This is a genomic window from Mycobacterium asiaticum (genome assembly GCF_001673635.1).
Taxonomy (GTDB): domain Bacteria; phylum Actinomycetota; class Actinomycetes; order Mycobacteriales; family Mycobacteriaceae; genus Mycobacterium; species Mycobacterium asiaticum_C.
Map to the genome: position 1 here is coordinate 16,240 of NZ_LZMH01000072.1, position 26,265 is coordinate 42,504.

30 protein-coding genes and 3 pseudogenes are annotated in these 26,265 nt (G+C 66.1%); 15 read left to right on the forward strand and 18 right to left on the reverse strand.

What is annotated here, in order from left to right:
* Positions 1–1,089, reverse strand: coding sequence for a class II fructose-bisphosphatase (glpX, locus tag A5645_RS21555; RefSeq protein WP_155768112.1), 1,089 nt, complete (start codon positions 1,087–1,089; stop codon positions 1–3).
* A gap of 55 nt (positions 1,090–1,144) precedes the next feature.
* Here glpX and A5645_RS21560 point away from each other — a divergent pair, with 55 nt between their 5' ends.
* Both A5645_RS21560 and A5645_RS21565 read left to right on the forward strand, forming a co-directional pair.
* Positions 1,145–1,789: a DUF4245 domain-containing protein gene (locus tag A5645_RS21560; RefSeq protein WP_065035013.1), complete on the forward strand. Its 645-nt coding sequence runs from the start codon at positions 1,145–1,147 to the stop codon at positions 1,787–1,789.
* Between the two features lie 30 nt (positions 1,790–1,819).
* Positions 1,820–2,617, forward strand: coding sequence for a dienelactone hydrolase family protein (locus A5645_RS21565; protein ID WP_065035014.1), 798 nt, complete (start codon positions 1,820–1,822; stop codon positions 2,615–2,617).
* Here the strand turns inward: A5645_RS21565 and A5645_RS21570 are convergent.
* Complete coding sequence (locus A5645_RS21570) at positions 2,598–3,740, reverse strand: AI-2E family transporter (protein WP_065130958.1); 1,143 nt, start codon at positions 3,738–3,740, stop codon at positions 2,598–2,600. The genes A5645_RS21565 and A5645_RS21570 overlap by 20 nt on opposite strands.
* A gap of 74 nt (positions 3,741–3,814) precedes the next feature.
* On the opposite strand from A5645_RS21570, the gene A5645_RS21575 reads away from it, so the two are divergent.
* A complete protein-coding gene (locus tag A5645_RS21575) occupies positions 3,815–5,341 on the forward strand; it encodes a carboxylesterase/lipase family protein (RefSeq protein ID WP_065130959.1) in 1,527 nt (508 codons plus the stop codon).
* An 8-nt stretch (positions 5,342–5,349) separates the two neighbouring features.
* On the opposite strand, the gene A5645_RS21580 is transcribed toward A5645_RS21575, so the two are convergent.
* From A5645_RS21580 to A5645_RS21595, 4 genes are all read right to left on the reverse strand, one after another.
* Positions 5,350–6,480 carry a 3-beta-hydroxysteroid dehydrogenase gene (locus A5645_RS21580; RefSeq protein WP_065130960.1) on the reverse strand — a complete coding sequence of 377 codons (1,131 nt, stop codon included), beginning with the start codon at positions 6,478–6,480 and terminating at the stop codon, positions 5,350–5,352.
* A 66-nt stretch (positions 6,481–6,546) separates the two neighbouring features.
* Positions 6,547–6,783, reverse strand: coding sequence for an exodeoxyribonuclease VII small subunit (locus tag A5645_RS21585; RefSeq protein ID WP_065130961.1), 237 nt, complete (start codon positions 6,781–6,783; stop codon positions 6,547–6,549).
* Positions 6,776–8,032, reverse strand: a complete 1,257-nt coding sequence (gene xseA / locus A5645_RS21590) for an exodeoxyribonuclease VII large subunit (protein WP_065130962.1) — start codon at positions 8,030–8,032, stop codon at positions 6,776–6,778. The genes A5645_RS21585 and xseA overlap by 8 nt, the downstream gene beginning before the upstream one ends.
* Positions 8,029–8,640 carry a lipid droplet-associated protein gene (locus A5645_RS21595; protein WP_065130963.1) on the reverse strand — a complete coding sequence of 204 codons (612 nt, stop codon included), beginning with the start codon at positions 8,638–8,640 and terminating at the stop codon, positions 8,029–8,031. Before A5645_RS21595 ends, xseA begins: the two co-directional genes overlap by 4 nt.
* 89 nt (positions 8,641–8,729) lie before the next feature.
* Between A5645_RS21595 and A5645_RS21600 the strand changes: the two genes are divergently transcribed.
* Complete coding sequence (locus tag A5645_RS21600) at positions 8,730–9,746, forward strand: 4-hydroxy-3-methylbut-2-enyl diphosphate reductase (RefSeq protein WP_065130964.1); 1,017 nt, start codon at positions 8,730–8,732, stop codon at positions 9,744–9,746.
* An 18-nt stretch (positions 9,747–9,764) separates the two neighbouring features.
* On the opposite strand, the gene A5645_RS21605 is transcribed toward A5645_RS21600, so the two are convergent.
* A complete protein-coding gene (locus A5645_RS21605) occupies positions 9,765–10,976 on the reverse strand; it encodes a DUF6542 domain-containing protein (RefSeq protein ID WP_065130965.1) in 1,212 nt (403 codons plus the stop codon).
* Between the two features lie 84 nt (positions 10,977–11,060).
* Here A5645_RS21605 and ychF point away from each other — a divergent pair, with 84 nt between their 5' ends.
* Positions 11,061–12,146: a redox-regulated ATPase YchF gene (gene ychF, locus A5645_RS21610; protein WP_065130966.1), complete on the forward strand. Its 1,086-nt coding sequence runs from the start codon at positions 11,061–11,063 to the stop codon at positions 12,144–12,146.
* Positions 12,147–12,285: 139 nt separating this feature from the next.
* Here ychF and arr read toward each other — a convergent pair whose 3' ends face one another.
* The 3 genes and pseudogenes from arr to A5645_RS29535 all read right to left on the reverse strand — a co-directional run.
* The gene (gene arr, locus A5645_RS21615; RefSeq protein WP_065130982.1) at positions 12,286–12,684 is read right to left on the reverse strand and encodes an NAD(+)--rifampin ADP-ribosyltransferase; all 399 of its coding nucleotides are present in this window, start codon (positions 12,682–12,684) and stop codon (positions 12,286–12,288) included.
* Between the two features lie 375 nt (positions 12,685–13,059).
* Entirely contained in the window at positions 13,060–13,575 is a 516-nt protein-coding gene (locus A5645_RS29530) for a DUF6670 family protein (protein ID WP_495525040.1), read from the reverse strand.
* 20 nt (positions 13,576–13,595) lie between these two features.
* Positions 13,596–14,267 (reverse strand): annotated as a pseudogene (locus A5645_RS29535) (DUF6670 family protein); the annotation flags it as partial.
* Between A5645_RS29535 and A5645_RS28865 the strand changes: the two are divergent.
* Complete coding sequence (locus A5645_RS28865) at positions 14,169–14,594, forward strand: ester cyclase (RefSeq protein WP_065130968.1); 426 nt, start codon at positions 14,169–14,171, stop codon at positions 14,592–14,594. The pseudogene A5645_RS29535 and the gene A5645_RS28865 overlap by 99 nt on opposite strands.
* 86 nt (positions 14,595–14,680) lie before the next feature.
* Positions 14,681–15,079, forward strand: coding sequence for a VOC family protein (locus A5645_RS21630; protein ID WP_065130969.1), 399 nt, complete (start codon positions 14,681–14,683; stop codon positions 15,077–15,079).
* A gap of 18 nt (positions 15,080–15,097) precedes the next feature.
* Here A5645_RS21630 and A5645_RS21635 read toward each other — a convergent pair whose 3' ends face one another.
* A complete protein-coding gene (locus tag A5645_RS21635; protein WP_065130970.1) occupies positions 15,098–15,487 on the reverse strand; it encodes a DUF732 domain-containing protein in 390 nt (129 codons plus the stop codon).
* A gap of 125 nt (positions 15,488–15,612) precedes the next feature.
* Here A5645_RS21635 and A5645_RS29540 point away from each other — a divergent pair, with 125 nt between their 5' ends.
* Positions 15,613–15,981: an Mtp family mycobacterial-type pilin gene (locus A5645_RS29540; protein ID WP_495525039.1), complete on the forward strand. Its 369-nt coding sequence runs from the start codon at positions 15,613–15,615 to the stop codon at positions 15,979–15,981.
* Here A5645_RS29540 and A5645_RS27895 read toward each other — a convergent pair.
* Positions 15,888–16,382, reverse strand: coding sequence for a hypothetical protein (locus A5645_RS27895; RefSeq protein ID WP_065035031.1), 495 nt, complete (start codon positions 16,380–16,382; stop codon positions 15,888–15,890). The genes A5645_RS29540 and A5645_RS27895 overlap by 94 nt on opposite strands.
* Before the next feature lie 62 nt (positions 16,383–16,444).
* Between A5645_RS27895 and A5645_RS21645 the strand changes: the two genes are divergently transcribed.
* Entirely contained in the window at positions 16,445–17,005 is a 561-nt protein-coding gene (locus A5645_RS21645; protein WP_065035032.1) for a VOC family protein, read from the forward strand.
* An 8-nt stretch (positions 17,006–17,013) separates the two neighbouring features.
* Here the strand turns inward: A5645_RS21645 and A5645_RS21650 are convergent.
* Positions 17,014–17,244, reverse strand: a pseudogene (locus A5645_RS21650) (Fe-S protein); the annotation flags it as partial.
* Between the two features lie 307 nt (positions 17,245–17,551).
* Here A5645_RS21650 and A5645_RS21655 point away from each other — a divergent pair.
* From A5645_RS21655 to A5645_RS21665, 3 genes and pseudogenes are all read left to right on the forward strand, one after another.
* Positions 17,552–18,072: pseudogene (locus A5645_RS21655) on the forward strand (hypothetical protein); the annotation flags it as partial.
* A gap of 346 nt (positions 18,073–18,418) precedes the next feature.
* A complete protein-coding gene (locus tag A5645_RS21660; protein WP_065130971.1) occupies positions 18,419–18,931 on the forward strand; it encodes an OsmC family protein in 513 nt (170 codons plus the stop codon).
* 25 nt (positions 18,932–18,956) lie between these two features.
* The gene (locus A5645_RS21665; RefSeq protein WP_065130972.1) at positions 18,957–19,280 is read left to right on the forward strand and encodes a putative quinol monooxygenase; all 324 of its coding nucleotides are present in this window, start codon (positions 18,957–18,959) and stop codon (positions 19,278–19,280) included.
* On the opposite strand, the gene A5645_RS21670 is transcribed toward A5645_RS21665, so the two are convergent.
* Positions 19,273–19,965 (reverse strand): guanylate cyclase, encoded by a 693-nt coding sequence (locus tag A5645_RS21670; RefSeq protein WP_065035035.1) that lies wholly within the window; start codon positions 19,963–19,965, stop codon positions 19,273–19,275. The two genes, A5645_RS21665 and A5645_RS21670, sit on opposite strands and share 8 nt — an antisense overlap.
* Positions 19,966–20,007: 42 nt before the next feature.
* Here A5645_RS21670 and A5645_RS21675 point away from each other — a divergent pair, with 42 nt between their 5' ends.
* Complete coding sequence (locus A5645_RS21675) at positions 20,008–20,211, forward strand: hypothetical protein (RefSeq protein WP_065130984.1); 204 nt, start codon at positions 20,008–20,010, stop codon at positions 20,209–20,211.
* On the opposite strand, the gene A5645_RS21680 is transcribed toward A5645_RS21675, so the two are convergent.
* Entirely contained in the window at positions 20,166–20,987 is an 822-nt protein-coding gene (locus A5645_RS21680; RefSeq protein ID WP_065130973.1) for an adenylate/guanylate cyclase domain-containing protein, read from the reverse strand. The genes A5645_RS21675 and A5645_RS21680 overlap by 46 nt on opposite strands.
* Positions 20,988–21,126: 139 nt before the next feature.
* Here A5645_RS21680 and A5645_RS21685 point away from each other — a divergent pair, with 139 nt between their 5' ends.
* Entirely contained in the window at positions 21,127–22,530 is a 1,404-nt protein-coding gene (locus tag A5645_RS21685) for a glucose-6-phosphate dehydrogenase (RefSeq protein WP_065130974.1), read from the forward strand.
* A 13-nt stretch (positions 22,531–22,543) separates the two neighbouring features.
* Complete coding sequence (gnd, locus tag A5645_RS21690) at positions 22,544–23,566, forward strand: phosphogluconate dehydrogenase (NAD(+)-dependent, decarboxylating) (protein ID WP_065035038.1); 1,023 nt, start codon at positions 22,544–22,546, stop codon at positions 23,564–23,566.
* Positions 23,567–23,674: 108 nt separating this feature from the next.
* Here gnd and A5645_RS21695 read toward each other — a convergent pair whose 3' ends face one another.
* Genes A5645_RS21695 through A5645_RS21705 form a run of 3 tightly spaced genes read right to left on the reverse strand, consistent with a single transcriptional unit; the run spans position 23,675 to position 26,234 of the window.
* Positions 23,675–24,535, reverse strand: a complete 861-nt coding sequence (locus A5645_RS21695; protein WP_065130975.1) for an alpha/beta fold hydrolase — start codon at positions 24,533–24,535, stop codon at positions 23,675–23,677.
* Complete coding sequence (locus tag A5645_RS21700) at positions 24,532–25,167, reverse strand: TetR/AcrR family transcriptional regulator (RefSeq protein WP_065130976.1); 636 nt, start codon at positions 25,165–25,167, stop codon at positions 24,532–24,534. Before A5645_RS21700 ends, A5645_RS21695 begins: the two co-directional genes overlap by 4 nt.
* A complete protein-coding gene (locus tag A5645_RS21705) occupies positions 25,164–26,234 on the reverse strand; it encodes an NAD(P)H-dependent amine dehydrogenase family protein (protein ID WP_065130977.1) in 1,071 nt (356 codons plus the stop codon). Before A5645_RS21705 ends, A5645_RS21700 begins: the two co-directional genes overlap by 4 nt.
* Positions 26,235–26,265 lie beyond the last annotated feature (31 nt).

Here is a 26,265-nt window from a genome sequence, read left to right on the forward strand (position 1 = left end):
TCAGGGCAGGGGGTAGGCGGCATTGGTGTCGCCGGTGAAGTCGATCGCCGAGTATTCGTTGAGCTTGGACAGCCGGTGGTAGGCCTCGATCATGCGCACGGTGCCCGACTTCGACCGCATCACGATCGACTGGGTGGTGCAGCCACCCGGTTGGTAACGCACGCCCTTGAGCAGGTCTCCGTCGGTGACGCCGGTGGCACAGAAGAAGACGTTGTCTCCGGACACCAGGTCGCGGGTGGTCAGAATCTGATCGAGGTCATACCCGGCGTCCAGGGCCTTCCGGCGCTCGGCTTCGTCCGTCGGCGCCAACTGGGCCTGAATGGCCCCGCCCATGCAACGGATGGCCGCGGCCGCGATGATGCCCTCCGGGGTGCCGCCGATCCCGGCCAGCATGTCGGTGCCCGATTGCGGCCGGCAGGCCGAGATGGCACCGGCCACGTCACCGTCGGTGATCAGCCGGATCCGGGCGCCGGTGTCGCGGACGTCGGCGATCAGCTGGGCGTGCCGCGGGCGGTCCAGGATGCACACCGTCATGTCCCGCGGCGAGAGCCCCTTGACCTTGGCGACCGCCCGGACGTTCTCGGCGATCGGCGCGGTGATATCCAGCACGTGGGCCGCCTCTGGCCCGACCGCGATCTTGTTCATGTAGAACACCGCGGACGGGTCAAACATCGCGCCCCGGTCCGCCACAGCCAGCACCGAGATCGCGTTGGGCATGCCCTTGCTCATCAGCGTGGTGCCGTCGATCGGGTCGACGGCGAAGTCGCACTCGGGGCCGTCGCCGTTGCCGACCTCTTCGCCGTTGTAGAGCATCGGCGCTTCGTCTTTTTCCCCCTCGCCGATCACCACGACGCCGCGCATCGACACCGAGTTGACGAGCTGGCGTATCGCGTCGACGGCGGCGCCGTCGCCACCCTCCTTGTCGCCGCGGCCCACCCAGCGTCCCGCGGCCATGGCCCCGGCCTCGGTGACGCGGACCAGCTCCATCGCCAGGTTGCGGTCGGGTGCTTCGCCCCGCGACTGGCGCGCGGCGGACGGGGCGGGGCTCGCAATCGCGCTCGACGGCGAGCCGGATCCCTGTGCAGTCATGGTTGGTGATTCTCCCAGAAGCTGAACACCGGGCTGGAGCTGGGATACTCGGGGAGTGACCGCCGAGCCCCAGCCGACGCCCAAGCCGGCCAAGCCGCGGCTGCTGCAGGACGGTCGCGATATGTTCTGGTCGCTGGCGCCCCTGGTGATCGGCTGCATCCTGCTGGCGGGCATGGTCGGAATGTGTTCCTTCCAACCGGGAGGGACGAACCGGGGCACCGTGCCCTCCTATGACGCGGCGGCGGCGCTGCGGGCCGACGCGGCGGCGCTGGGCTTCCCGATTCGGCTGCCGCAGCCGCCCCCAGGCTGGCAACCCAATTCCGGCAGCCGCGGCGGCATCGACGCCGGACGTACCGACGCATCGGCTGGACAGCGGCTGCACGCGGCCACCTCCACCGTCGGCTACATCAGCCCGACCGGTCTGTATCTCAGCGTCACCCAGAGCAACGCCGACGAGGACAAGCTGGTGGGCTCGATCCACCCCGGCATGTATCCGAGCGGGACCGTCGACGTAGACGGCACCAAATGGGTCGTCTATCAGGGCGCCGACGACCGCGGACCCTTCGAGCCGGTGTGGACCACCCGACTGGCCAGCCCCGCGGGTCCCACCCAGGTGGCGATCACGGGTGCCGGTACCCCCGACCAATTCCGTACGCTGGCTGCCGCGACCCAGTCGCAGCAGCCGCTACCGCCCCGTTAGCCGATCGATCGCCACCAGAAGGGACGCCAGGTGACCGCACCCGAAGCTGATCTCTCCGGCTGGTCGGCCGCGCCGTTCAGCGCCGCCGGCTACACCCACGATGTCTACCGCAAGGGGTCCGGCCCCGGAGTGGTGCTGATACCCGAGATGCCCGGCATCCATCCCGGCGTCCTGGCGCTGGGCAATCACCTGGTGGAAAACGGTTTCACCGTGGCCATTCCGTCCCTGTTCGGTGAACCGGGCCGGCCCGTCTCCGTCCCGTATGTCGTCGCCGGGATCAGCCGGGCGTGCGTGTCCAGGGAATTCGCCGCGATGGCCACAAACAAGCAGCGCCCGGTCTCGGTGTATCTGCGTGCCCTGGCCCGCGACCTCAACGCGTCCACGCCCGGCAACGGCGTCGGTGTCATCGGCATGTGTTTCACCGGTGGTTTCGCGCTGGCCGCCGCCGTGGACGACAGCGTGCTGGCCCCGGTGCTCAGCCAACCCTCGGTGCCGTTCCCGCTTACCGGCAAGCAGCGCCGCGACCCGGGGATGAGCGAAACCGAACTCGGCGTCGTCGCCGACCGCTGCGCCAATGACGGCCTCTGCGCGCTGGGACTGCGCTTCAGCGCGGACAAGATGGCGCCGGGGGAGCGGTTCACCACTCTCAAGCAACGGCTCGGCGACGCTTTCGAGGTGATCGAGATCGACTCCGGCCCGGGTAACGAACACGGCTTTGCCCGCATGGCGCACTCGGTGCTGACCGATGAGGTGCGCGAGGTCGACGGTCACCCCGCCTACGAGGCGCGCAAGCGCGTCGTCGAATTCCTCACTCAGCGGCTGACTTAGGCCACTTCGCCAGGGCTTTGCGCCACCACCCGCGGCGGACGGGTTTCTCCTCCACCGGCTTGAGTTCGACGCCCTTGTAGACGGCGAGGTAGACGTCGATCGTGGTGACGATCAGGATCATCAGCACCGGGCCGATGATGATGCCCCAGGGGCCGAACATCCGGATTCCGGCGAACACCGACAGCAGCATCAACGCCGAATTCAGCCGGGCATCGCGCGGCACCAGAACCGGACGCAGGAAGTTGTCGATATTGGTGACCACGATGAAGTGGAACAGCACCACGAAGATTCCGCCGCCGATATTGCCGAACAGCATCATGCCCACGCCGAACGGAATGGTAAGGATGCCGCCGCCCAGCGGAATGATCGACAGCGCGGTCAGCACGATCGCGAAGATGAAGAAGCCCTGGTGGAACCCGCCGAGATAGATGGACGCTGCCCCTGCCACACCCTGGCAGAACGCGATGACGAACTGGCCGTTGACGGTGCCGCGCACCATCGAGCCCATCTTCTTCAGGTACAGGTCGGTGACCTCTTCGCCGAGCGGGTTGAGCTGGGCGATGAGCGTCCGCATCTTCTCCCGGTGCACCAGCAGCGCGACGAACACGTACAAGAAGATGATCGCCGAGGTGATGGTGGTGGCGAGGCTGCCCGCGGTGTTCTGCAGCACGTGCAGCAGCCATTGACCGGCGTTCTGCGCGGCCGAGACTATCGCCTTGCGCAGCGTCTCCGCGCTGACCGTGAAATGCCCAAACGGCAGCCGCGCCAGCAACTCGTTGGTCAGCCGCAGTGTCTTGTCGCCCAGGGTGCTCAGGTCGTTGGATTTCACCCACCCGGCCACGGAGTCGACCATGCGGGCGATCTGCATGATCGCCAAGGTGACCAGCAAGGCCAGCGGCACGATCACGATGGCCAGCGCCGAGAGCAGGGTGCAGGTGGCCGACAAGCCGGTGTTGAGGCGTTTGTTGAACCGATTGAACAGCGGAGTGAACAGATACGCGCCGACGGCGGCCACTACAATCAGCACGAAATAGTCGCGCAGAAAATAGGCGCCGAATACCACGGCAACGAGGGTGAAGATCGCCAGCGCCCGCTTCTGGGTAAGCGTGAACTCGGTGTTCATGGAAGAACCGGGACCGCCCTCCGCGTCGATGTTGCGCGCTCCGTAACACTAGCCCGCTCGCCAGAAGGAAACGTATGACTGTCGTCGACACGACCTATGGTCCCGTCCGGGGTTTTGACGACGGCCGCGTCACGACGTGGAAGGGCATTCGATACGCGGCGGCACCCGTCGGCGACCTGCGGTTTCGGGCACCCGAGCCGGCCGAACGGTTCATCGAAGTCTTCGACGCCAGCGGCTTTGGGCCGGCCTGCCCGCAGCCGGTGGTTCCCCGGATGCCACTCGACCTCGGCGCCCCGCTGGGGGAGGACTGTCTGCGGCTGAACATCTGGGCACCCGCCGGCACCGAACCGGGCGCCGGCAAACCCGTCATGGTGTGGCTGCACGGAGGCGCGTACGTGCTGGGCTCCGGCAGCCAGCCGCTTTACGACGCCCGCGCGCTGGTCAGCAGTGGCGACGTGGTGGTGGTGACGCTCAACTATCGGCTCGGTGCGCTGGGCTTTCTGGACTTGTCGTCCTTCAGCAGCCGGCAGCGACGGTTCGACACCAATATCGGGCTGCGCGACGTGCTGTTCGCGCTGGCGTGGGTGCGCGACAACATCGCGGCGTTCGGCGGCAATCCGGCCAACGTCACGTTGTTCGGTGAGTCCGCCGGCGCCGGACTTGTCACCACGCTGCTGACCAGTCCGGCGGCCGAGGGACTGTTCGTCCGTGCGATCGCGCAGAGCTCGCCGGCCACCTCGGTGTACGACCGCGACAGGGGACGACGGGTCGCCCTGGCCGTCCTGGACAAACTGGGAATCGATGAGTCCGAAGCTCAGCGGGTGACCGATGTCCCGTCCGCGCGACTGGTAGCCGCCACCCAGCAGGTCTTCGACGAAGTGCCGGTCCAAAATCCGGGGACCCTGGCATTCGTCCCGATCGTCGACGGGGACCTGCTGGATGACCTCCCGGTCAAACTGGCGCAGGAGGGTCGGTCCCTTCCGGTCCCGCTGATCATCGGGACCAACAAACACGAGGCCGCGCTGTTCCGGTTGATGCGTTCGTCATTGATGCCCATCACGCCGCGGGCAATCACCTCGATGTTCGACCAGATCACTGCCGAGCAGCCCGATTTGCAACTACCGTCCGTGGACGAGATCGGTTCGGCTTACTCGGGCCGGCGAAAGGCCCGCTCGGTCAGGATGGCCACCGATATCGGGTTCCGGATGCCCACGGTGTGGCTGGCCGACGGCCACAGCATGGTGGCGCCGGTGCACATGTACCGATTCGACTACGCGACGCCGCTGTACAAGGTCTTGTTGGTGGGAGCCGCGCACGCCACCGAATTGCCTTATGTGTGGGGCAATCTCGGCGGGCCGCAGGACCTGACGCTGAAGCTCGGCGGCACCAAGACCGCGACGGCCGTGTCCACCAGGATGCAGACCCGGTGGATCAATTTCGCCACCCACGGCAGCCCCGACGGTCTGCCCGGCGAGCCGAAATGGCCGTGCTATCGGGCGACCGATCGCGCCTGCCTGGTGATCGACAAACATGACGCGGTGCAGGACGTGGATGCTCGCATCCGTGGTGCCTGGGGCGACCAGTTGGTCAGCTTCCGTTAGCGGACAAGCTATTTCGAGCCACTGGTGGCCTTGCCCGCGTCTGGCGCCCTCTTGCCCGCCCGCTTGGCCGCCTCCGCCTCGCCCTTCATCTGGTGGAACAGGTCGACGTAGTACGGCAGGCATTCCTTCAACGCCTGCTCGGTGGTGAACAGCGGCTCGTAACCCAGGTCGCGACGCGCCTTGGCAATCGAAAAATAGTTGTCCAAGTACAGCCGTTCGACCGCCAGCGGTTCCAGCAGCGGCGCGGGGAATCCGAACCGGAAGTGCAGCCGCTGCCAACCGGTCATCACCCAGTGCACCGCGGGGCCGGAAACCCTTATCTTCGGCCACTTTTGGCCACACGCCTCTACCACCGGGCGGGCGAACTCGAACATGTTGATCGGTTCGGCGTCGTTGATGAAGTACGCCTGGCCGGGCGCGGTGCCACCAGGCACCAGGTGCTCACCGGCCAGGATGAAACCGTGAATCAGGTTGTGCACGTAAGAGTTATCCAATTTCGCCGACTTGCGCCCGACCAGCACTTTGACGTGGCCCTTGATCACGCTCTCGAAAAGCTTGCGGAACATCGTCTGATCGCCGCTGCCCCAGATGCCGCTCGGCCGGATCGAGCAGGTGAGCATGCCGTCCACGCCGTTCTGCGACAGGACGTATTTCTCGGCCACCACCTTGGTCTCGGTGTAGAGGTCGTTGAACCGATCGGTGTAGGGCATCGTCTCGTCGCCGTTGGCGATGTTCTGGCCGCCCATCACCACGCTGTTGGATGCGGTGTACACGAAACGCTTGACGCCGGCTCTGCGCCCCGCCTCGATCAGGTTCTCGGTGCCGCCGACATTGACCGAGAAGCTGCGCTGCCGGTACTCCTCGGTCACCGAGGCGCCGCCCATCAGCTCGATGATCGCGGCGGTATGGATGATCGTGTCGATACCGGCGACGGCTGCTTCGCAGACGGCCTTGTCGGTGATGTCGCCCTGCAGCACCTCGAGCTTCGGGTGCTGGGGCAGTGGCGACGGCGCGCGGTCGAAGGAGCGGACCTGGTGCCCCCGTTCCAGCAGCGTTCGCACCAGATTGGCGCCGACGAAGCCCGAACCTCCGGTCACCAGGACGCTGCCGAGTTCGGTTGTGAGAGATGCATCACCCATGCGGGGGAGCTTAACTGAAACGTGTTCCAATTCGGAATGAGAATGGACCGCTCAATTTTCCGGAATTCAGTTCTGCTCGGTCTCTCCGGCGGCCAATGCGTCGGCAATGCGTTGGCGGGCACCAGCTAAGTGCTGTTCACAGCGTTTAGCTAGCTGCTCGCCCCTTTCCCACAATTTCAGCGACGCGTCGAGATCGAGCCCGCCCTGCTCCAGCAGGCGTACGACTTCAATTAGCTCGTCTCGGCATTCCTCATAACCGAGTGAACTAATGGGAGTAATGGAGCCGCCCTCGTCGTCAACCATCGGTACGTCCTTCACTTGTCGCGGTGATCGCGCCGTCGGCGACGCGTACCCGCAGCCGCGCGCCGGCCGGTGCATCGGCGACCGAGCGTAAGACCTCCGTCGCCGCGTCGTCCTCGCCCAGGACCTGCACCACGGCGTACCCGCGGGCCAGCGTGGCCGCGGGGCCCAGGGTGGCCAGCCGGGCGCTGAGGTGGCCGACGCGCTCAGTTTCAACGGTGACCATCCGGGTGATGTCGCGACGCATCGCCAGTCGCTCGCGGTGCACCTCCTCGGCACGAGTGGTCACCATGCGCACCGGGTCGGCCAGCACCGGCCGGCTGCGCAGCTGCGCCAGAGCGCGCTCTTCACGGGACACCCAGTTGCGCAGCGCCCCGGCATTGCGCCGACGCAAGTCGTCGATCAGCCGCTGCTCGGCAGCGGTATCGGGGACGACTCGCTTGGCGGCGTCGGTGGGGGTGGCCGCGCGCAGGTCGGCGACCAGATCGCAGAGCGGATTGTCAGGTTCGTGCCCGACGGCGCTGATCACCGGCGTCCGGCAGGCCGAGATCGCCCGGCATAGCGTCTCGTCGGAGAACGGCAACAGATCCTCCACACTGCCGCCGCCCCGGGCGATCACGATCACGTCGACCTGCGGGTCTCGGTCGAGGTCACCCAATGCCTCGACCAGCTGCGGGACGGCGTTCACGCCCTGTACGGCGGCGTGCCGGATGGCAAAGCGCACCGCGGGCCAGCGGGCGGCTGCCACCGTCGTGACGTCCCGCTCGGCGTGGCTGGCCCGGCTGGTGATCAACCCGATCACGTTGGGCAGGAACGGAATCGGCCGCTTGAGCCGTTGGTCGAAGAGTCCCTCGGCGTCCAGCAGCCGGCGCAACCGCTCGATGCGGGCCAGCAGTTCACCCACTCCGACGGCGCGAATCTCGCTGAGCCGCAACGAGAATGTGCCGCGCCCGGTGTAGAATGAGGGTTTGCCGCAGACCACGACCTGCGTCCCCTCGGTGAGCTTAACCGGCGCGTTGAGGACCAGATCACGCGAACAGGTGACCGTCAGCGACATGTCGGCCGCCGGGTCGCGCAGCACCATGAACACCGTGCCGGAGTTGGGCCGCAGGTTGATCTGAGCCAGTTGGCCCTCGACCCACACGGTGCCCAATTTGTCGATCCAGCCGGCTACCCGGATGGCGACAGCGCGGACCGGGAACGGGTTGTCCGCGGAATTCGAAGCGGGTTCTCGCTGCGAGGCGCGCGTCACTTGGCGGTCGCGCGGGTGATCCTGTTGGCGAGCAGCGTCTGGAACGGGGCGCGGGCCTTGGTGGCCTGCTCATAGGCCAGCAGGGCCTCGAGTTCGGCGACATCCAGCGACTGCAGCCGGGCTCGCAGCTGCGCCAGGGTCAGCTGCGGGTAGTCGAGTTCGGTGGCAACAGCCGGGGTCGGCACGTTGGACGCGGCGCTCGACTTGGGTTGCCGGGACGCCACCGGTTGGGTGGGGAGGTCACCGGACTCGCCGGTGTCGGCCACCGAGTACAGCGCGAACCGCCCTTCGGCGCGGCGTTCACCGTCGGCGGCATCGACCGGGATGTTGGAGAACCCGCCGGCACCGCCGTCGATGACCTCCAGATCCTCATCGAACGTCGCCCACTCGGGTTGTTCATCCTTGGGCGGGAACAGCGATTCCAGCGTGGTGTCGCCCTTGATGACCAGTTCGGCCAGGTTTTGCTGGAAGCGCATCACCAGGTGCGCCGCCTGGCTGGCCAGGGTCATCGGGTACATCATGATCGTCCGCGGTAGCCGTATCGTCTCCTCGACCGCGATCGTCGCCGCGCCGACCAGCAGCCGAACCCCGTACGGTGCAGTAGCCATGCGTCCCAGCCTGCCTCACGCAGCGGCTGACGCCAAGCTGAGGGCGGCGAAATGGCGCCCCCGCGTCGGCGGAACGTACCCTGAGAGGCATGGCGCCGACTATTGACATGGGGATTCCCGGCGCTTCGATATCGGTCAGCTCGGTATCCGGAGTGCAAAACCGCAAGCGGGTCCTGCTGGCTGAGCCGCGTGGCTACTGCGCGGGCGTGGACCGGGCGGTGGAAACGGTCGAGCGGGCTTTGGAGAAGCACGGCGCGCCCGTCTACGTGCGACACGAGATTGTGCACAACCGGCACGTGGTCGACACCCTGGCCGCCGCCGGTGCTGTCTTCGTGGAGGAAACCGACGAGGTGCCCGAGGGCGCGATCGTCGTTTTCTCGGCGCACGGCGTGGCGCCGACGGTGTACGCGGCCGCCGCCGAGCGCAACCTGAAGACCATCGACGCCACCTGTCCGCTGGTCACCAAGGTGCACAACGAGGCCAAGCGCTTCGCCCGGGACGATTACGACATCCTGCTGATCGGCCACGAGGGCCACGAGGAGGTCGTCGGCACGGCCGGGGAAGCGCCCGACCACGTGCAGCTGGTCGACGGCGTGGAGGCCGTCGAGCACGTCACGGTCCGTGACGAGGACAAGGTCGTGTGGCTGTCGCAGACCACGCTGTCGGTCGACGAGACCATGGAGATCGTCGACCGGCTCCGCGAACGCTTTCCCAAGCTGCAGGATCCGCCCAGCGACGACATCTGCTACGCAACCCAGAACCGCCAGGTGGCGGTCAAGGCGATGGCGCCCGAATGCGAGTTGGTGATCGTCGTCGGGTCGCGGAATTCGTCGAACTCGGTGCGACTGGTCGAGGTGGCGCTCGGCGCGGGGTCCCGCGCGGCCTACCTGGTGGACTGGGCCGACGACATCGACCCGGCCTGGCTTGACGGGGTGACGACGGTCGGTGTCACTTCCGGGGCGTCGGTCCCCGAGGTGCTGGTGCGCGGCGTGCTGGAACGGCTCGCCGAGTATGGCTACGACATGGTGCAGCCGGTCACGACCGCCAACGAGACCCTGGTGTTCGCGCTGCCGCGGGAGATCCGGCCGGCGCGGTCGCGCGGCTGACCAGCCCAGCGGCGGCGGTCAGTCCTCGTAGTCCGGGTAGTCCCGGCGCGGTGTCCGCGACCTGCTGCGCCGGCCGGGTTCGTCGCGCGGATCGTTTCGGGGCGGCTGGCCGCGGTAGCGAACCTGTGAGATCGGGTGGTGGGTCGGGTTGCCGTTGCTTGCCCCGTTGCCGGCGGCGCGGCGCCGGCGTGGTTCGTAGGGCGGCTCGAAAGGCTCGTACGGCTCGTAGCCGGGACGGCGCTCGTGGCGGTTGCGACGCTCCGGACGCTCGGGCGGTTCCGGGCGGTCGTAGGTCTCGTAGGGGTTGAAGCGACGGCTGCGCGGCTCCGAACGCTCGTAGGACCGCTCGTAGGGGCTGCGCCGCGAGTGCGGCTCGCGACGCATCTCCCGGGGCGGCAGCGCGCCGAGGTCGGGGTCCTCGGGCGGACGGCGACGGCGCGGCCGCGGCGGGTCGGCCGGGTCGTAATCGGCCGGCGGCACCGAACTTCGACGGGTGCTCCGACGCGGCCGTTCACCGCCGGGCTCGTAGGTGTCGTCCGGTCGGGCGTGCCGGTTGCGGCTGCGAGCCGGGCGCTCAGCCGATCGGCCGTTGGTACGGGCAGACCGACTGGTGCGGGCGGTCCGGTCCCGGCCGTGCGCGGGCGGGGCGGGGGCTTCCACGCCGTCGTCGGGCTCGCCGGTCAGCAACTCGCTGAACTTGGCGACGAAACCCCTGAACCTGGACGGCTGTGGCACAGCGGCGGCTTGCGCGGAGTCGGCCTTGGTTTCCCCGGTGGTCTCCCGGGTGGTGCGGGTGCTCGGGGAGTTCTTGCCGACATACCAGCGGATCATGCCGAGCAACAACACGCCCCCGGCGGTGCCCAGCATCAGCGGGAAGCGCTCGATCAGCGGATAGCCGCAATTGATCAGCAGGTCCTTGAACTTGTCGACCTTGCCGCCGTGGAACAACCAGTAGGCGCCGGGCACGCTGCAGAACAGGATCAGCGGCGGCTGGATGACTGCGGTGAACACCGCCGCCTGCCGTACCGCCAGCACCGCCGCCACACATCCGGCGACGTAGAAACCGGCGAAAACGTGAGTCAGGTCCTTCTGGCCGGCGTCGATCGCGTAGCCCGCGGCCGTCGCGCCGACGGCGATGAGTACCGCCGCCCACCACGGCACACCTGGGATGTTGGGGACGATCGAGCGGTGACTTGCCTCCGCCGCCGCACTCTCCCGCTGCGCTGACACATGTTGACCGTACCGGCAATACGGCGAAAGCCCCGTATATGGCCGGGACAGTCGCGCTTGTCGTGCCCCTAGACTTGATTTTCCGTGAGCCTAAGCCTGGGAATCGTGGGTCTGCCCAACGTCGGGAAGTCGACCCTGTTCAACGCCCTGACGCGGAACAACGTGTTGGCGGCCAATTACCCGTTCGCGACGATCGAACCGAACGAGGGTGTGGTGTCGCTGCCCGATCCTCGGCTGGACAAGCTCGCGGAGCTGTTCGGATCGGCGCGCGTCGTGCCTGCGCCGGTGACGTTCACCGATATCGCCGGTCTGGTGAAGGGGGCGTCGGAGGGGGCCGGGCTCGGCAACAAGTTCCTGGCGCACATCCGCGAATGCGACGCCATCTGCCAGGTGGTGCGGGTGTTCGCCGACGACGATGTGACCCATGTCGCCGGAGAGGTCGACCCCAAGTCCGACATCGAGGTGGTCGAGACCGAGCTGATCCTGGCCGACCTGCAAACACTCGAGCGCGCCCTGCCCAGGCTCGAGAAGGAGGCCCGCACCCACAAGGACCGCAAACCGGTGCACGAGGCGGCCGTGGTCGCGCAAGAGATCCTCGATGGCGGCAAGACGTTGTTTGCCGCCGGCCCGCAGCCCGGACTCGATACCTCGTTGCTGCGCGAGCTCAACCTGCTGACCACCAAGCCCTTCCTCTATGTCTTCAATGCCGACGAGTCGGTGCTCACCGACGCCGCGCGAGTGGCCGAACTGCGTGAACTCGTCGCGCCGGCGGATGCCGTTTTCCTTGACGCGGCAATCGAATCCGAGCTCGTCGAGCTCGACGACGAATCGGCCGCGGAACTGCTGGAGTCGATCGGGCAGACCGAGCGAGGGCTGGATGCGTTGGCGCGGGCGGGTTTTCATACCCTCAAGTTGCAGACCTACCTGACCGCGGGCCCGAAAGAGGCCCGGGCCTGGGTGATTCACCAGGGGGACACCGCACCGAAGGCCGCCGGCGTCATCCACACCGACTTCGAGAAGGGCTTCATCAAAGCCGAGATCGTGTCCTACGACGACCTGATCGCCGCCGGTTCGATGGCTGCCGCCAAGGCGGCGGGCAAGGTGCGCATGGAGGGCAAGGACTACGTGATGGCCGACGGGGACGTGGTGGAGTTCCGGTTCAACGTGTAAGCGCTGCGGGTGACGTAAGCCGCTTGCCGGCGAACCTTTCCCGCTTTCGGCTCGGGTACGCGCTGGAAGCTGAGGCGCGGAAATGGCCCTGTGCGCGAATTCGACGTCGCAGGAGTTCCTCGCACGTTAGTCCGAAGAGTTAGTTGACGATCTCCGCGCGCCCATCGCGTAGGCCTGCGGCCAGTCGCTCCCGCCACATCCGCAGCGCTTCGGGTGTTTGTCGCGTCCAGTCGGTGACCTCACCAACGATCCGGAGCGGTGCCCTGCTGCGGTAGGAGCGGGTGGGATTGCCAGGAAACTTCTTGTCGGTGACGTTGGGGTCGTTCTCGAATTCCCCGGTAGGTTCGACGACGTACACGCGCGGTTCTCCATCGCCGGGGGCGAGCTCGGCGGCCAGGCCCGCGCCGTCGCGCAACGCGGTGAAGTAGATGTGGTTCATCACGATCTCAGGCCGGTAATTGGAGGGGAAGCCGGCGGTAAGGAGATCTCCGATCCGCAGGTCGGCCTTGGTGCCGTGAAAGAATGGTCCCTCGCCCATCGCCTCGTTCACCGGCACAGGTTATCAATCCACGGTGCCATGACCGTAAAAGGTTGTTTGGCAGTCAATTTCGCAGACCACGCCGATGTTCGGAGCCATCACTCAGCGATGTTCGTCGATCAATCTGGCGATAGCTTCCTGGGCCTCGCGGGTGGTCAGCGGAGGCGTGGCGAACATTTCGGCAATGTTGCCCGCCCAGGACGCCTCGCAGGTCCTTGGTCGCGATGAGAATCTCCAACCCGGCCATGGCCTTTGGATTGGCGAATGCGTCCCACGCCGCGCGCACCATGGCTTCGGTGTCCATAGCCTGTTCTGAGTCGGCCAACACCTCAAGAGATGCGACGAGGCGGTCGACCGCGTCCTCTATCACCGCAATCAGCAAGCCGTCCCGGTGTCGACGTACTCCATGTACCCGCGCGATTCGAACGGACGGCCCTGGAAATGTCCGTGGCACTGGTAACCGACTATGTAACCGCGGCCGACACCGAAGCGAGGTGGCGTGTCGACCGCGCCTTCGACGGCGAGGTCGCGGCCCGCGGTCCAGCGGAAGCTGACCGGCAGGCGCATCTGGTTGCCGAACGGGTCGGTCGTCGTCGTGGTCGCGTATTCGGTGACCTCGAAGCGGACGCCGCGGTGTGTCACCCACGTCGATCCGCCGACCGGACGGTGATAGGCCATGGTCGCCACCGGCTTGCCGGTGGCGTGCACCTCCACCAGCAGCAGCTGCGTGCGTTCGTCCACGGCGATGACGTGGTAGGTGAAGAAGTCCACCGGCACCTTGGCCGAGTCGCCGAGCGTACGGTCGCGCAATCCGTGCAGGCCGGCGCACGCGGCGTATTCGAACGTTCGACGGTAGCCACTTCGGTGCGCTCGCCATGCGCAGTGATCCAGCCGTCATACCTCGCACACAGGCTCAAGTGGTCGTAGACCGGTGTGCGCACGAACCATGCGGCCTGATCGCTACCCGTCACACGTAGCTCAGCATGAAAATCGGTTGCAGTAGTTGAGATCTGCAGATTTGGATAGCGACCTTCGATCGTCACGGCACCGCCGAAGTCCAACCGCGAACCGTCGGGTTCGAGGTGACATTCCTCGGTCATCGAATACGCAGCGAACGTCGCCGCCGCAGGCGCGGCCGTGGACACCGACACCGTAGCGGTGTCACGTGGGCTGGTGGTGACGGCCGCATCGTTGTCGAACGCGGTGGCGCCGGGAAGGCCGGCGATGATCATCGTGCTGAAGTAGCGATGCGGTTCGGGCAGGTCGGGAATCATCACCCCGTAGTGCGTCCACCCGTAGCGGTGCCCGCCGACGTACGGCCTGAGCATCGATGGCCGCGAAAACGGCTGACCGGTGGCCCGTATCGCCGACCAGGACGCCACGCGGAGTGTTCGCGCAAGCGCCGGCGTGACGACGCGCCATATCGGGTGAGGCCCCACGGTAGAGACGCTACACAGCGGCATCGTCGGGTAGCGTCGCCCGAAGTGACGAAGCACCGCGACCTGCTGGCCGGCTATCGCGATTACCTGGCCTGTTTGAACGCACGGGAGTGGGACCGGCTCGGAGAGTTCGTGGCCGTCCATGCGCGTTTCAGCCGACAATGTGCGTTACAACGGAACCGCATGAGTCTCAACGACTATCGGGAAATGCTGCAGGGTGACGCGCGGGCGGTACCGGACCTCCGCTTCCAGCCGGATCTCCTACTCGTCGACAACGACATCGTGACCTGCAGGCTGGTATTCAGTTGCACTCCGCGCCACAGGTTCCTCGGTTTCGCACCGACGGGTGGGCAGGTCACGTTCGCGGAGCATGCTTTTTACAAGTTCGAGAATCCGCGCATCCTCGAAGTCTGGTCGGTGATCGACATAGAGGCCATCCGCGAACAGTTGTCTGGATCGCCGCGGCTCTGAGAGGTCTTGTCGGTGGGCGTACCTAGCATGTGCTCCGCCGAGCCCATCCGCCGAGCCGTCGGCGGCACCCCGAGGAGAACACCCTGATGAAATTCGTTTCGACCCGCATCATCACCGCCGACGTGAAACGGCTCGTCACGTTCTATGAGACGGTCGCGGAGGCGACCGCCGTCTGGGGAAACGAGTTCTTCGCGGAGATTCCCACGCCGGTCGGCACGCTAGCCATCGGCAGCGACAAGACCGTTCCGTTGTTCGGGCACGGGTCCGCCGAGCCGGCGTCCAACCGCACGGCGATCATCGAGTTCCTCGTGGAAGACGTCGACGCCGAGTACGAAAGGCTCCGCGGCGTGGTCGATCAGGTAGTGACTGAGCCGACGACGATGCCCTGGGGCAATCGCGCGCTGTTGTTCCGAGACCCGGACGGGAACCTCGTCAATCTGTTCACTCCGGTCACCGAGCAGGCCCGGGCCAAGTTCGGTATGTGACCGCGCGTCGAGCTGTCGCTACGCCGACTGCACCGACGGGGTCGGGGGAGCCGATGGCGTCGTGTTTGGCGCCGTCGGAACCTTGCTCGGGACGCTCGGCGGCGTCAGCGAGCCGTACTGCGGGCAGTAGGCCTGGATCGCAGCGCCGGTGAAGTAAGCGGCGTTGAGCGTCGGCCAACTGGTCGCGCTGGTCACCTTGGCGATCAGGTCCGCGTTGCTGGTGCTGGGATTGTCCTTCAACGATCCGCAGACCACATTCTTCGCGACCTGGATAGCCTTGTCCGGCGCACCGAAATTCATGCCGGAGGTACTGAGATTGGCGATGAACGCGTCGTCGGCGGGGTCCGCGTATGCCGGTGCGGCCAAGGCGATGGCGACGGCCACTACGACCGCGGCTTTCCTCAGCATGAGGCCCCCTCCGGTTGCATCTGGCTCACCGCGGGCCAGGTACCCGGCATTCTAGCCAGCCCAAAAGCAGCGGTGAGTCGAGATCAGCACTTGCCTGGCCAGCCAGGTAGGGAAATTCTTGACAGATGGCGAATACAACGCGAGCTATCCCGTGGCTGGCCCGGCTCACCGGCGTGCTGGTGTTGGTGTTGGCCGCGCTCGGATGTGCCGGCGGCCCATCAGCCCAGGCGTTCCCGAGCAACCACTGGTGTCCTGGTGATGTCTGGGATCCAGGATGGGACGACATTTACAACTGGGACTGGAATCAATGCCACGACTGGCAGGGGCCAGCCGGCCAGGGCGCGATGGCTGGCTGGGGGCCGTGGGGTCCCCCGCCAGGATGGGCGCCGCCGAGGCCGCCTCAACCCACGTGGGCGCCCGGGGCCAAATTGATGTGGAATCCCACCGCCAATAACTGGGGATTCTGGAACAACAGCATCTGGACGCCGGTCTGAACCGCCGCGGCGTTATGGTGAGGGGCATGGTCGCCCGGGAGCGTGCCGACCCGTCCACTGAACCCGAACCCCGCGTCGCTGAGCTCGAGCAGCGCGAGCTGGCTGTGGGGCGGCGCGAGGACGAGTTGTCCAGGCGGGAACACGTCGCCGACGAGCGCGATCGCGTTGCCGATGAGCGGGACCAGCTCGCCGATGACCGCGAGCTGGCCGCCGATGACCGAGAGGCGCGCGAGGACATCCGTGAAGGTGTTACCGCCCAGCGTGAGCGCGAACGCCTGCAGCGAGCCGAGGATGGCGTCCAGCGCCGACGTGCCGCTGCGAAGCGGGAGAACGCCGAGGTCAGGCGCGCGGTGGCGGAAACCCGGCGACGCCTGGAAGACCCAGACCAGAGTTGACGCCAAAATAGCTGGAACGAACCGGCAGTCGAGTACTACACTGTGTAGTAATCGGCTGGGGAGGACCTATGCGCTGGCGGGGTATCAGTCACGTGGAGTTCGCGGTCTTGGACTACGACGTGTCGATCGAGTTCTATGACGCGATGTTCGGCTGGCTGGGCTATGACAGCTTCTCGTCATTGAACATGGAGTACCAGTCGATCTACTACTTCACTCGATACATCAACCCGCACAGCTACATTGGCATCCAACCGGCCCGGACCGGCGAGAAGCTGACGCACAGCGACCAGGCCGTCGGGATCAACCACATCGCGTTGTGGGCTCGCGGGAGAAAAGAGGTCGACCGCTTTCACCGCGAATTCCTGCTGAAGCGAGGTGTTTTCGTCACCGACGAACCGCAGGAGTACCCGCAGTATTGGCCGGGTTATTACGCGGTGTTCTTCGACGACCCGATCAACGGGATTCACTGGGAGTTGGCCTGGGTGCCGAAAATACCTACGCCACACCAAGTTTGGTCGTTCTATCGGGCGGTCAACGCATTCGCCAAGAGTCGTGCGGACTTGGCGAATACGGTGCCCGGTGTCACCTGGCAGGCGAGGCGGAGCTTACCGCGACGGTCAGGTCCGTAACCTCTGGCCTACCAGATGGCCGCAATGCCGGCGTCCGCGAAGGACAGCGCCCCGGCGATGACGAACAGTGCTCGCGTGACTGGCTCACCCGAGCTGCGTTGCCGGGCACTGCCCATACCTAGGACACCGCCCAACGCCACCAGGATCACCAGCTTGACGCCGAACTTGGGATAGTTCAGGACTACCCCGGTCGGCCAGGGCGCGGCCAGGATCAGGCCGGTCAGCAGCGACCGCAAGAGTCACGGTTCATTGCGCGAGCAGACGCAAAAGCCCCCGAACGCGCGGCGTGTCGGGGGCGTTCGCGTCTGCTCGGCACAGGGTCGGCAGGGGCACCGCGCCGCCCCGCCCCGCCAGTCAAAGGCGAGGCAACCGAATTTGCCACCACCATTGTCCGACGGAGAAGGTACACGTCAGTCCCGCCAAGCCCAACTCAAGTAATTTGCTAATCAATAGCGCACGCCACAGTAATCACATCTGTTGCACTTTTTAGGTTATTGCGTGATCTTGGTGCTGTATATGCAGGTCAGCCCACATTTTCGTTAATCCGTGATTAGCGCCACAAATTTTGATTTCCTATTCATAATTTGGGTAGCGTCCGGCTCATGATTGGTCTAGCAACGCTATTGGCGCTCGTTAACCAGGTTTCCGGGACGCCCTATATTCCCGGTGGCGATTCGCCGGCCGGTACCGATTGCTCGGGACTGGCTTCCTGGGTGGCAAACGCCGCGGTCGAGCGGCCGGTGTTCGGTAGCCGGTTCAACACGGGTAACGAAGAAGCCGCCTTGGCGGCCCGCGGCTTCCAGTACGGGACCGCGCCCAACGCCTTGGTGATCGGCTGGAACGGTGGTCACACGGCCGTCACCCTGCCGGACGGCACGCCGGTGTCCAGCGGCGAGGGCGGTGGCGTCCGAGTCGGCGGCGCTGGCGCCTACCAGGCAGGATTCACCCACCACATGTTCCTGCCGATGGACCTTGACCTGCCAGAAGGCGAGCTGCCGGCACCCGAGGCGCCCGTCGAACTCGTCGATGCCGTCGCTCCCGCCCCGGCTCCCGAGGTTGCGCCGCCCGCCCCCGAGTTCGCCTCACCGGCACCCGAACCGGCGCCCGAAATGGCACCGGAACCCGCGCCCGAACCCGCCGCGCCCGGCGACCCGGGAATGGCGGACGCATAACCAGACCGACACGCACTGACTAAATTCAGCTAACGCCCGGATGGCGTATTGTGGGCTGCCTCACAATGCGCCGCCGGGCGTGATTTGTGTCAATAATCGATTGCCCGACCAAGAATTCCGCGCCTTCCGAATACCTGTGTATTTCGCATGAATTGACTGTTCAATTCATGCTGAGCCGTAGCCTCGATGAACGCCGACTGCTCTTACTACGATGGGCCGACACCAGCCGATAGGAGCGTCTATGCCCACCTCGACCACCCACCTGGGCGGCGTCATCAGCGCCACCCAAGATGCAGTTGCCGTGGACAAGGCGAACGCGCAGGTAGTGTTCCGGGCGTCGGCTACCGCCCACGACGCGGTGGCCAGCACCGTCAGCCTCGGTCCATATCGTGTCGAGGTCGACGAGCCGCCGCTGCTCGGCGGCGAAGGCAAAGCCCCGAACCCGGTCGAGTACTACCTCGCCTCGCTGTTGTCCTGCCAGATCGTGACCTGGCGCTTCTATGCCGAGAAGCTCGGCATCGCGGTCGACGAGATCGCCGCCCACGCCGAGGGCGACCTCGACGTGCGGGGGTTCTTCGGGCTGGACGACAGCGTCCGCGCCGGGTTCGGCGAAGTCCGAGTGGTGGTCAAGGTCAAAGGTCCCGAATCGCTCGAGCGTTACCGCGAGCTGCAAGACGCCGTCGACGCGCACTGTCCGGTGCTGGATCTGACCCGCAATCCCACGCCGGTGAGCACGCGCGTGGAGCTCGCCTGACTTCAGGCGCACGTAACGTGGCGATGTGATCTTCATCGTCGTCAAGTTCCAAACCAAACCCGAATGGACCGAGCGCTGGCCGGACTTGGTCGCGTCGTTCACCGAGGCAACCCGCGCCGAAGAGGGCAACCTGTGGTTCGAGTGGTCGCGCAGCCTGGCCAATCCCGCCGAATACGTGCTCATCGAGGCATTCCGGGACGATGACGCCGGCGGCCTGCACGTCAACAGCGATCACTTCAAGAGGGCGATGCAGGAACTGCCCAAGGCTCTGGTGGCCACTCCCAAAATCATCAGCCAGACCCTCGACGCGACCGGCTGGTCGGAGATCGCCGAAATGACCGTCAGTTGACGACGGAGATCTCCTTGCCCAGCTCATACCCCGGCGCCAACGGCAGCGTGTCTCCGCTCCAGAACTTGCCGGGGTCGAACCAGCTGGTGTCCTTGTCGGTCACCAGCAAGCCCATCTCCTCGTAGGTGATCGCCACGGTCTCGGCGCAATAGGCCGTCTCCAGGCCCATCTTGCGCTGCGCCGCTCTGCGTCGTTCGGTTCGTTCTTGAACCTTCTTCTCCACCACGGGAATTCCGCGGAACCAGTCATTGATGGTGGGCAGCCGACCACGGAGCCAGCGCCCGGTCAGCCGCGCGGTAGTGGGAAACGCCGTGCCGTTCATCCGGGCGATCACCCGCAACAGTTCGTTCTCCTGCTCGCGGTTGGCGTACGGCGTCAACTGCCGAAACCAGCACCGCTGGTGATAACGCTCCGTCCACCGGTGGAACACCTGCCGGGCGTCGTTGAGTTGGACGCCGCGGTGATTGGTTCCGGTCCACATGTCGACCAGCTTGTCGCCCAGTTCGGCATGCCAGATCAGCGGCGGGAGGTCGTCGATGGCCACCGTCATTCCGACGTGATTCACCGGGGCGTTGGTCAACGTCTGGATGGCCCGGTCTGGTCCGGAAACCCCACGGAACAGCCACAGGTCACCGGTCCGCGTTTCGGCCAGCACTTGATCCAAGGTGAGCGTGCTCGAGTTCACCAGAGCACTCTAAGCAGAGATCGGCGGCGTTAGCCTGTGCTGATGCGCAACATTTGGAAGTGGGTCGGGTTGGCCGGTGTCGCCGGTGTGGTCGCCGGTGGTGCGCTGGTGGTGCGCGATCAGCGTAAACGGCGGGCGTATACGCCCGACGAGATCCGGGCTCGATTGCACCAGCGGCTGGCCGAGACCGACGCCGGCGGTTACGACTCGGGTCCGGAATCGGCCTCGACGGCGAACAACCGGTAAGTTCCAGAGAACCCTTTCAACTCGGCTTCGCGGCCGTCGTCGAAACCGATCCCGTCGCACTCCGCAACGGCATCCCGCACCGGCTCACTCACCAGAATCTGACCGCCCTCCGCCTGCGCGGCAACTCGGGCCGCCATCGCGACGTTGCGGCCGAACAGGTCGTCACCGCGGCGCACCGAGCGGCCCATGTGGATCCCGATACGTACCCGAATATCGTGGTGCCGCTTGCGTTTTGCATCTCTGTCCAACGCTTCCTGGATGTCGATGCCACACCGCACCGCGTGCTCGGCGCGGGAGAAGGCGACCATGTACCCGTCGCCCTGGCTCTTGACGATGTGCCCCTCGCGCTTGCGCACCCGCTCCTGAACCAATTTGTCATGCGCGCCAATAAGTTTGACCCAGGCGCGGTCGCCGATCCGCTCGTTGAGGGCGGTGGACTCCTCGATGTCGGAGAACAGAATCACCACCCGCCCGTCCGGAGTCACCCGCGCCAGATCGGGTCGTTCGACCTCCGCCCAGTCGGCGAGATCCTCTATCGAGCTGCGTACCACGGCGCCGAAGCCTTCCTTGCGCATCAGGTTGGCGGTGTTCCACAGCGTCTTGACCGTCTCCCGGCTACCCGACCAGATTCGGCGCCCCACGTCGGTCTGTTGCCGCAACTCGTCGAGTTCCGCACGAGCGCGCTTGAGCAGCACCGCTAGCGTGACGAGCCCGGCGGCCTCAAGGGCCGCCAGGCCGGCAAGGGCGTAAAGGGTCAGGTGAAGCGGATCGCTCATGCGGCCATCCTCTCAAGGCGGCTCCTCAGGACGGCCTGGAGTCCTCCTTGTCGGGCGAATCTGCGATGTCTAGGGTTGAGTTTGGTCGCCGTGGGGAAGCAGTCTCTAGAAGCCAATTTGACGTCCTGGAGGTGGGGGATTGGCCGACGGCGAATGCGACGACTCAGATGTGTTTGTGATCTTCGGCCTCACCGGCGATCTGGCGCGAAAAATGACGTTCCGCGCGCTGTACCGGTTGGAGAGCCGTGAGCTGCTGGATTGTCCGATCCTGGGTGTCGCGAGCGACGAGCTTTCGGCGGACAAGTTGGTCGCACTTGCCCGGGAAGCCCTCGACGACGCCGGCGAGACGGTTGACGACGCAACGTTCGACCGGCTAACAGACCGGTTGTCCTATCTGCACGGGGACGTCACCGACCGCGGGCTTTACCGGGAGTTTTCCGAACGCATCAAGTCCGCGCGGCGGCCGTTGTTCTACTTGGAGATGCCACCGTCGTTGTTCGCCCCGATCGTGGAGAACCTCGGCGAGGTCGGACTGCTGGAGCACGCGCGGGTGGCGGTGGAGAAGCCGTTCGGCCACGACTACGAGTCCGCGTGCAAGCTCAACACCCGATTGCGCGCGGTGCTGGACGAGAAGCAGATCATGCGGGTGGACCACTTCCTGGGTAAGCAGCCCGTCGCCGAACTCGAGTTCCTGCGCTTCGCGAACATCGCCCTGGCCAGACTGTGGGACCGCGACAGCGTCGCCGCTATCCAGATCACCATGGGCGAGAACTTCGGCGTAGAGACCCGCGGCAAGTTCTACGACGCCGTCGGCGCGCTGCGCGATGTGGTGCAGAACCATCTGCTGCAAGTTCTTGCGCTGGTGGCGATGGAGCCGCCGGTCGGGCCCAACGCCGACGACCTGAATGACAAGAAGGCCGAGGTGTTGCGTGCCATTACGGCATTGCAGCCCGAACAGTGCGTCCGCGGTCAGTACCGCGGCTACACCGATATTCCGGAAGTTTCCGAGGATTCGCAGACCGAGACCTTCGTCGCGCTGCGCACCGAGATCGACAACTGGCGTTGGGCCGGGGTGCCGGTATTCCTGCGGGCCGGAAAGTGCTTGCCCGAGAAGGTCACCGAGGTACGGCTGTTGCTGCGGCGCACTCCCGGCCTGTGTTTCCTGCCGGTGGCCAAACCCGCCGAGCCCAATCAGATCGTGCTACGCATCGACCCGGAACCCGGTATGCGCCTGCAGCTTTCAGGAAAAGTTGACGACGGCTGGCATGACGTGCATCTGGACTCCTCGTTCGCCGAGGATCTCGGCGAACCGGAACGGCCCTACGAGCGCTTGTTTCACTCCGCGTTGACCGGCGACCATCAGCACTTCGCCCGGATAGACAGCATCGAACACACGTGGCGCATCGTCCAGCCGCTGTTGGACAATCCCGGTGAAATCCATCCCTACGATTGCGACACCTGGGGACCGGACGCCGCGGACGCGCTGCTGGAAGGCCACCACCCCTGGCAAGAGCCGTGGATGCCCGAGAACTCGGGCAAGTGAGGAGCGAAAAACTATGCAGCTGGGCATGATTGGTCTGGGCCGGATGGGCGCCAACATCGTGCGCCGCGTGGCCAAGGGCGGGCACGAGTGCGTGGTCTACGATCACAGCCCTGACGCGGTCGAGGCCATGGCCGGCGAGGACAACGTCACCGGTGTCTCCTCGCTGGCCGAGCTGCGGGACAAGCTCACCGCTCCGCGCGTGGTTTGGGTGATGGTGCCCGCGGGGACCATCACGACCGGGGTGATCGACGAACTGGCCGAGACCCTCGAGTCCGGCGACATCGTGATCGACGGCGGCAACTCCTATTACCGCGACGACATCCGGCACGCGGAGACGTTGTCCAAGAACGGCATCCGGCTGCTGGACTGCGGTACCAGCGGCGGGGTGTGGGGCCGCGAACGCGGTTACTGCCTGATGATCGGTGGTGATTCGGACGCCTTCGACCACGCTGAGCCGATCTTCGCCACCGTCGCGCCGGGTGTCGATGCGGCGCCCCGCACGCCGGGTCGCGAGGGTGAGGTCGCGCCAGCCGAGCAGGGGTACCTGTACTGCGGGCCGGCCGGCGCGGGTCACTTCGTCAAGATGGTGCACAACGGAATTGAGTACGGGATGATGGCCTCACTGGCCGAGGGCCTGAACATTCTGCGCAACGCCGACATCGGCACTCGCGTCGAGCAGGGCGACGCCGAAACCGCGCCGCTGTCGAATCCCGAGTTCTACCAGTACAACTTCGACATTCCCGACGTCGCCGAAGTGTGGCGCCGGGGCAGCGTCATCGGCTCGTGGCTGCTGGATCTGACCGCCAGCGCGCTGCGTGAATCGCCCGATCTCAAGGAGTTCTCCGGACGCGTGTCGGATTCAGGCGAAGGCCGGTGGACATCCATCGCGGCGATCGACGAGGGTGTTCCCGCGCCGGTGCTCACGACCGCGCTGCAGTCCCGCTTCGCCTCCCGCGACCTCGACGATTTTGCGAACAAGGCACTGTCGGCGATGCGCAAGCAGTTCGGCGGCCACGCCGAGAAACCGGCCAACTAGCGGCGCGCCCGGGCCGCCGAGAGTGCAATGCGCGACGGGTCGGCGGCGTGTCGCGTCGGGAATTGCACACTCGGCACACTCGGCACACTCGACGCTCGACACGCTCGGCTAGCTCGAACGCTCCACGAACGCCACCACAACGTCGCTGAAGGCATCGTTGTCGTCGCCCGCCGCGGTGTGCCCCGCCTTGGACAGTTCGACGAACTCCGCGCGCGGCACCTGGGTCAGGAAATGCTCCACGCCCTCGGGGCTGACGACGTCGGACAACTTGCCACGGATCAGCAGCACCGGGATGGACAGGTTGGCCGCGGCCTCCTCGAAGCCTTCGGTACGCAGCTCGGGGTCGTCGCCCGGTTTCGTCATGAACGCGGGGTCCCAGTGCCAGTACCAGCGCCCGTCGCGCAGGCGCAGGTTTTTCTTCAGACCCTCCGGGCTGCGCGGCTTGGTCCGGTGCGGTAGGTATGCGGCGACGGCGTCGGCGGCCTCGTCCAGCGAATCGAACCCGTCGATGTTGGTCATCATGAATTCGCGGATACGCGCGCTGCCGTCCTTCTCGAACCGCGGGACCACGTCGACGAGCACCAGCTTGGTCACCTTGTCGGGGCCGGCCCGGTCCGCGACCAGGATGCCGGTCAATCCGCCCATGCTGGCTCCGATGATCACCACCGGCCGGCCGATCGCGTCCAGGACGTGCATGACGTCGGCCGTCAGCGTCTCGACGTCGTAGTCGGCGTCCGGGGCGCGGTCGCTGTCACCGTGCCCGCGGGTGTCGATGGCGATGACGTGAAAGCCGTCGTCCGCCAGGATCTGCCCGGTGTTCTTCCAGGAGAAGCGATTCTGCCCGCCGCCATGCAGCATCAGGATGGTGGGGCGGTCGGCCGCGGTGGCCGCGCCGCGGTTCCATTCGTCGGCCACCAGGGTGATCGCCTCCACCCCGGCGAACTCGACCGTTTGTGGGCTGGTGCTCATGTGGTGAGCCTTTCGTTCGGTTGGGGGTGCTCATTGGTCAGGTACGCGGTGATGACTTCGACGAGCATCTGTCGGTCTCGGCTGCTGTCCAGCGGCTTGGGCCAGGTCAGCTGCAGTGCGACCATGCCGCGCACGGTGCTCCAGATCAGCTTGCCCAGGCGGGTCGCTTGCGCGGGCGCCAGGCCGGTCCCCAGGTGCTGGCCGATATCGGCCATCCGCGCCGACATTGCCGCGAGATGCGCGTTGGCGGTCGCGGTGCGTGCGCTGCGGGTGGCGATCAGGATTTCCAGGGCCGCCATCGACGTCGGGCTGGAGAACGCCTGCCACACCGCTTCGACGACGAAGGCGGGACGGTCCTCGGGTGCGATCTGCGCCGCTCGGCCCGGCAGCTCATCGAGCGTGTCGAGCAGTTCCGCAAATCCCTTGTCTACCACGGCCATCAGGATTCCGTGCAGATCGCCGAAGTGGTATTGAACTGCACCCCAAGTCATTCCGGCGCGCTCAGCGATCTGCCTGATGCTGGGCGGGGCGAATCCCTCCTGCAGCACGTAGCGCACCGTTTCGTCGATGACCGCCTGGCGGCTGCGCTCGGCGCGGGCCTGGGTTCCACCGGCCGGCCTGCGCGCCCTCACCGCATCACGCCGTGCAGGTGATCGAGCGGCCGGAGGTCGTGGGCGGCCAGTATCCCGCTGGGTGCGCGACACACCGCCTCGATGAGGTTCACCACCCGCGCCGCCGTGGCGATGACGCCGCCCTGGTTGTGATCGATGTGCCCGCCCAGGTGGGTGTTGATCTCGACGCCCGGAGTGCCTTCGACGACCACCCGGTGCACCCCGGGCCGGCCGTCCGGCGGGTACGCCCAGTCCGGCGCGGCCGTCGTACCGAGTCGGTTGACGTGCTCCATCGTGATCACCGTCCTGCCGTCGCGGATACCGTCGACGCCGAACCGGACCGCGGCGACCTGTCCGGGATCGACGTGCATCATCACGCAATCGATCGGCTCGGGCGTCACCCACTTTTCGCACCGCTCCCGCACCTCGTCGAGTTCTACGCCGAGGTCCTGCGCCAGGCTGCGGACCTGGACGCCCCACATCGAGGTGAGCACGCCGGGCGCGAACATGACCGGCGTGTGATCCGGTGACGTACCGAAACCGAAACTGACACCGGTGAATTCAGCGTCGTCGTAGCTGGCGTAGTCACAGATCTCTTGCACCGTGATGCTGGTCGCGCGTTCGGCCAGGCTCAGCGCGGTGTACGCCAGGGTGTCGCCGGAGAAACCGGGATCGACACCGTTGATGTAGAGCGTCGCATCACCTTCGGTGCAGGCCCGCTGCAATGGTTCCCGCAACCAGTCGCCGGCCTGCTCGGGTGCCACCATCCACACGAACGAGGAGCCGACCACGTTGGTACCCGCCCGCAGAAAGCCGGCGATCTCCTTGATGGCTTCCTTGGGCCGGGTCTCGGCCTGCGACGTGTAGACCACACAGTCAGCCCCCAGTGCCCGTAGAGCTTCGACGTCGTCGGTGGCCAGCACACCGGTCGGCGTGGACAGCCCGCACAACTCCGCGGCATCGCGTCCCACCTTGGCGGGGCTGGATGCATGCACACCGACCAACTCCAGGTCTTCGCGCTCGATCAGCATCCGCAACGCGTGCCGGCCGACGTTGCCCGTCGAATACTGAATGACCCTGCGGCTCATATCAATACCTCGCAGTAGGTCATAACGATCT

Excerpts from the sequence above, each read along its gene's own strand:
- glpX (WP_155768112.1), bottom strand. The coding sequence starts at position 1,089 with ATGACTGCACAGGGATCCGGCTCGCCGTCGAGCGCGATTGCGAGCCCC.
- A5645_RS21570 (WP_065130958.1), bottom strand. The coding sequence starts at position 3,740 with ATGAACACCGAGTTCACGCTTACCCAGAAGCGGGCGCTGGCGATCTTC.
- A5645_RS21575 (WP_065130959.1), top strand. The coding sequence starts at position 3,815 with ATGACTGTCGTCGACACGACCTATGGTCCCGTCCGGGGTTTTGACGAC.
- A5645_RS21580 (WP_065130960.1), bottom strand. The coding sequence starts at position 6,480 with ATGGGTGATGCATCTCTCACAACCGAACTCGGCAGCGTCCTGGTGACC.
- A5645_RS21585 (WP_065130961.1), bottom strand. The coding sequence starts at position 6,783 with ATGGTTGACGACGAGGGCGGCTCCATTACTCCCATTAGTTCACTCGGT.
- A5645_RS21595 (WP_065130963.1), bottom strand. The coding sequence starts at position 8,640 with ATGGCTACTGCACCGTACGGGGTTCGGCTGCTGGTCGGCGCGGCGACG.
- A5645_RS21600 (WP_065130964.1), top strand. The coding sequence starts at position 8,730 with ATGGCGCCGACTATTGACATGGGGATTCCCGGCGCTTCGATATCGGTC.
- arr (WP_065130982.1), bottom strand. The coding sequence starts at position 12,684 with ATGGGCGAGGGACCATTCTTTCACGGCACCAAGGCCGACCTGCGGATC.
- A5645_RS21630 (WP_065130969.1), top strand. The coding sequence starts at position 14,681 with ATGAAATTCGTTTCGACCCGCATCATCACCGCCGACGTGAAACGGCTC.
- A5645_RS21635 (WP_065130970.1), bottom strand. The coding sequence starts at position 15,487 with ATGCTGAGGAAAGCCGCGGTCGTAGTGGCCGTCGCCATCGCCTTGGCC.
- A5645_RS29540 (WP_495525039.1), top strand. The coding sequence starts at position 15,613 with ATGGCGAATACAACGCGAGCTATCCCGTGGCTGGCCCGGCTCACCGGC.
- A5645_RS21645 (WP_065035032.1), top strand. The coding sequence starts at position 16,445 with ATGCGCTGGCGGGGTATCAGTCACGTGGAGTTCGCGGTCTTGGACTAC.
- A5645_RS21660 (WP_065130971.1), top strand. The coding sequence starts at position 18,419 with ATGCCCACCTCGACCACCCACCTGGGCGGCGTCATCAGCGCCACCCAA.
- A5645_RS21675 (WP_065130984.1), top strand. The coding sequence starts at position 20,008 with ATGCGCAACATTTGGAAGTGGGTCGGGTTGGCCGGTGTCGCCGGTGTG.
- A5645_RS21680 (WP_065130973.1), bottom strand. The coding sequence starts at position 20,987 with ATGAGCGATCCGCTTCACCTGACCCTTTACGCCCTTGCCGGCCTGGCG.
- gnd (WP_065035038.1), top strand. The coding sequence starts at position 22,544 with ATGCAGCTGGGCATGATTGGTCTGGGCCGGATGGGCGCCAACATCGTG.
- A5645_RS21695 (WP_065130975.1), bottom strand. The coding sequence starts at position 24,535 with ATGAGCACCAGCCCACAAACGGTCGAGTTCGCCGGGGTGGAGGCGATC.
- A5645_RS21705 (WP_065130977.1), bottom strand. The coding sequence starts at position 26,234 with ATGAGCCGCAGGGTCATTCAGTATTCGACGGGCAACGTCGGCCGGCAC.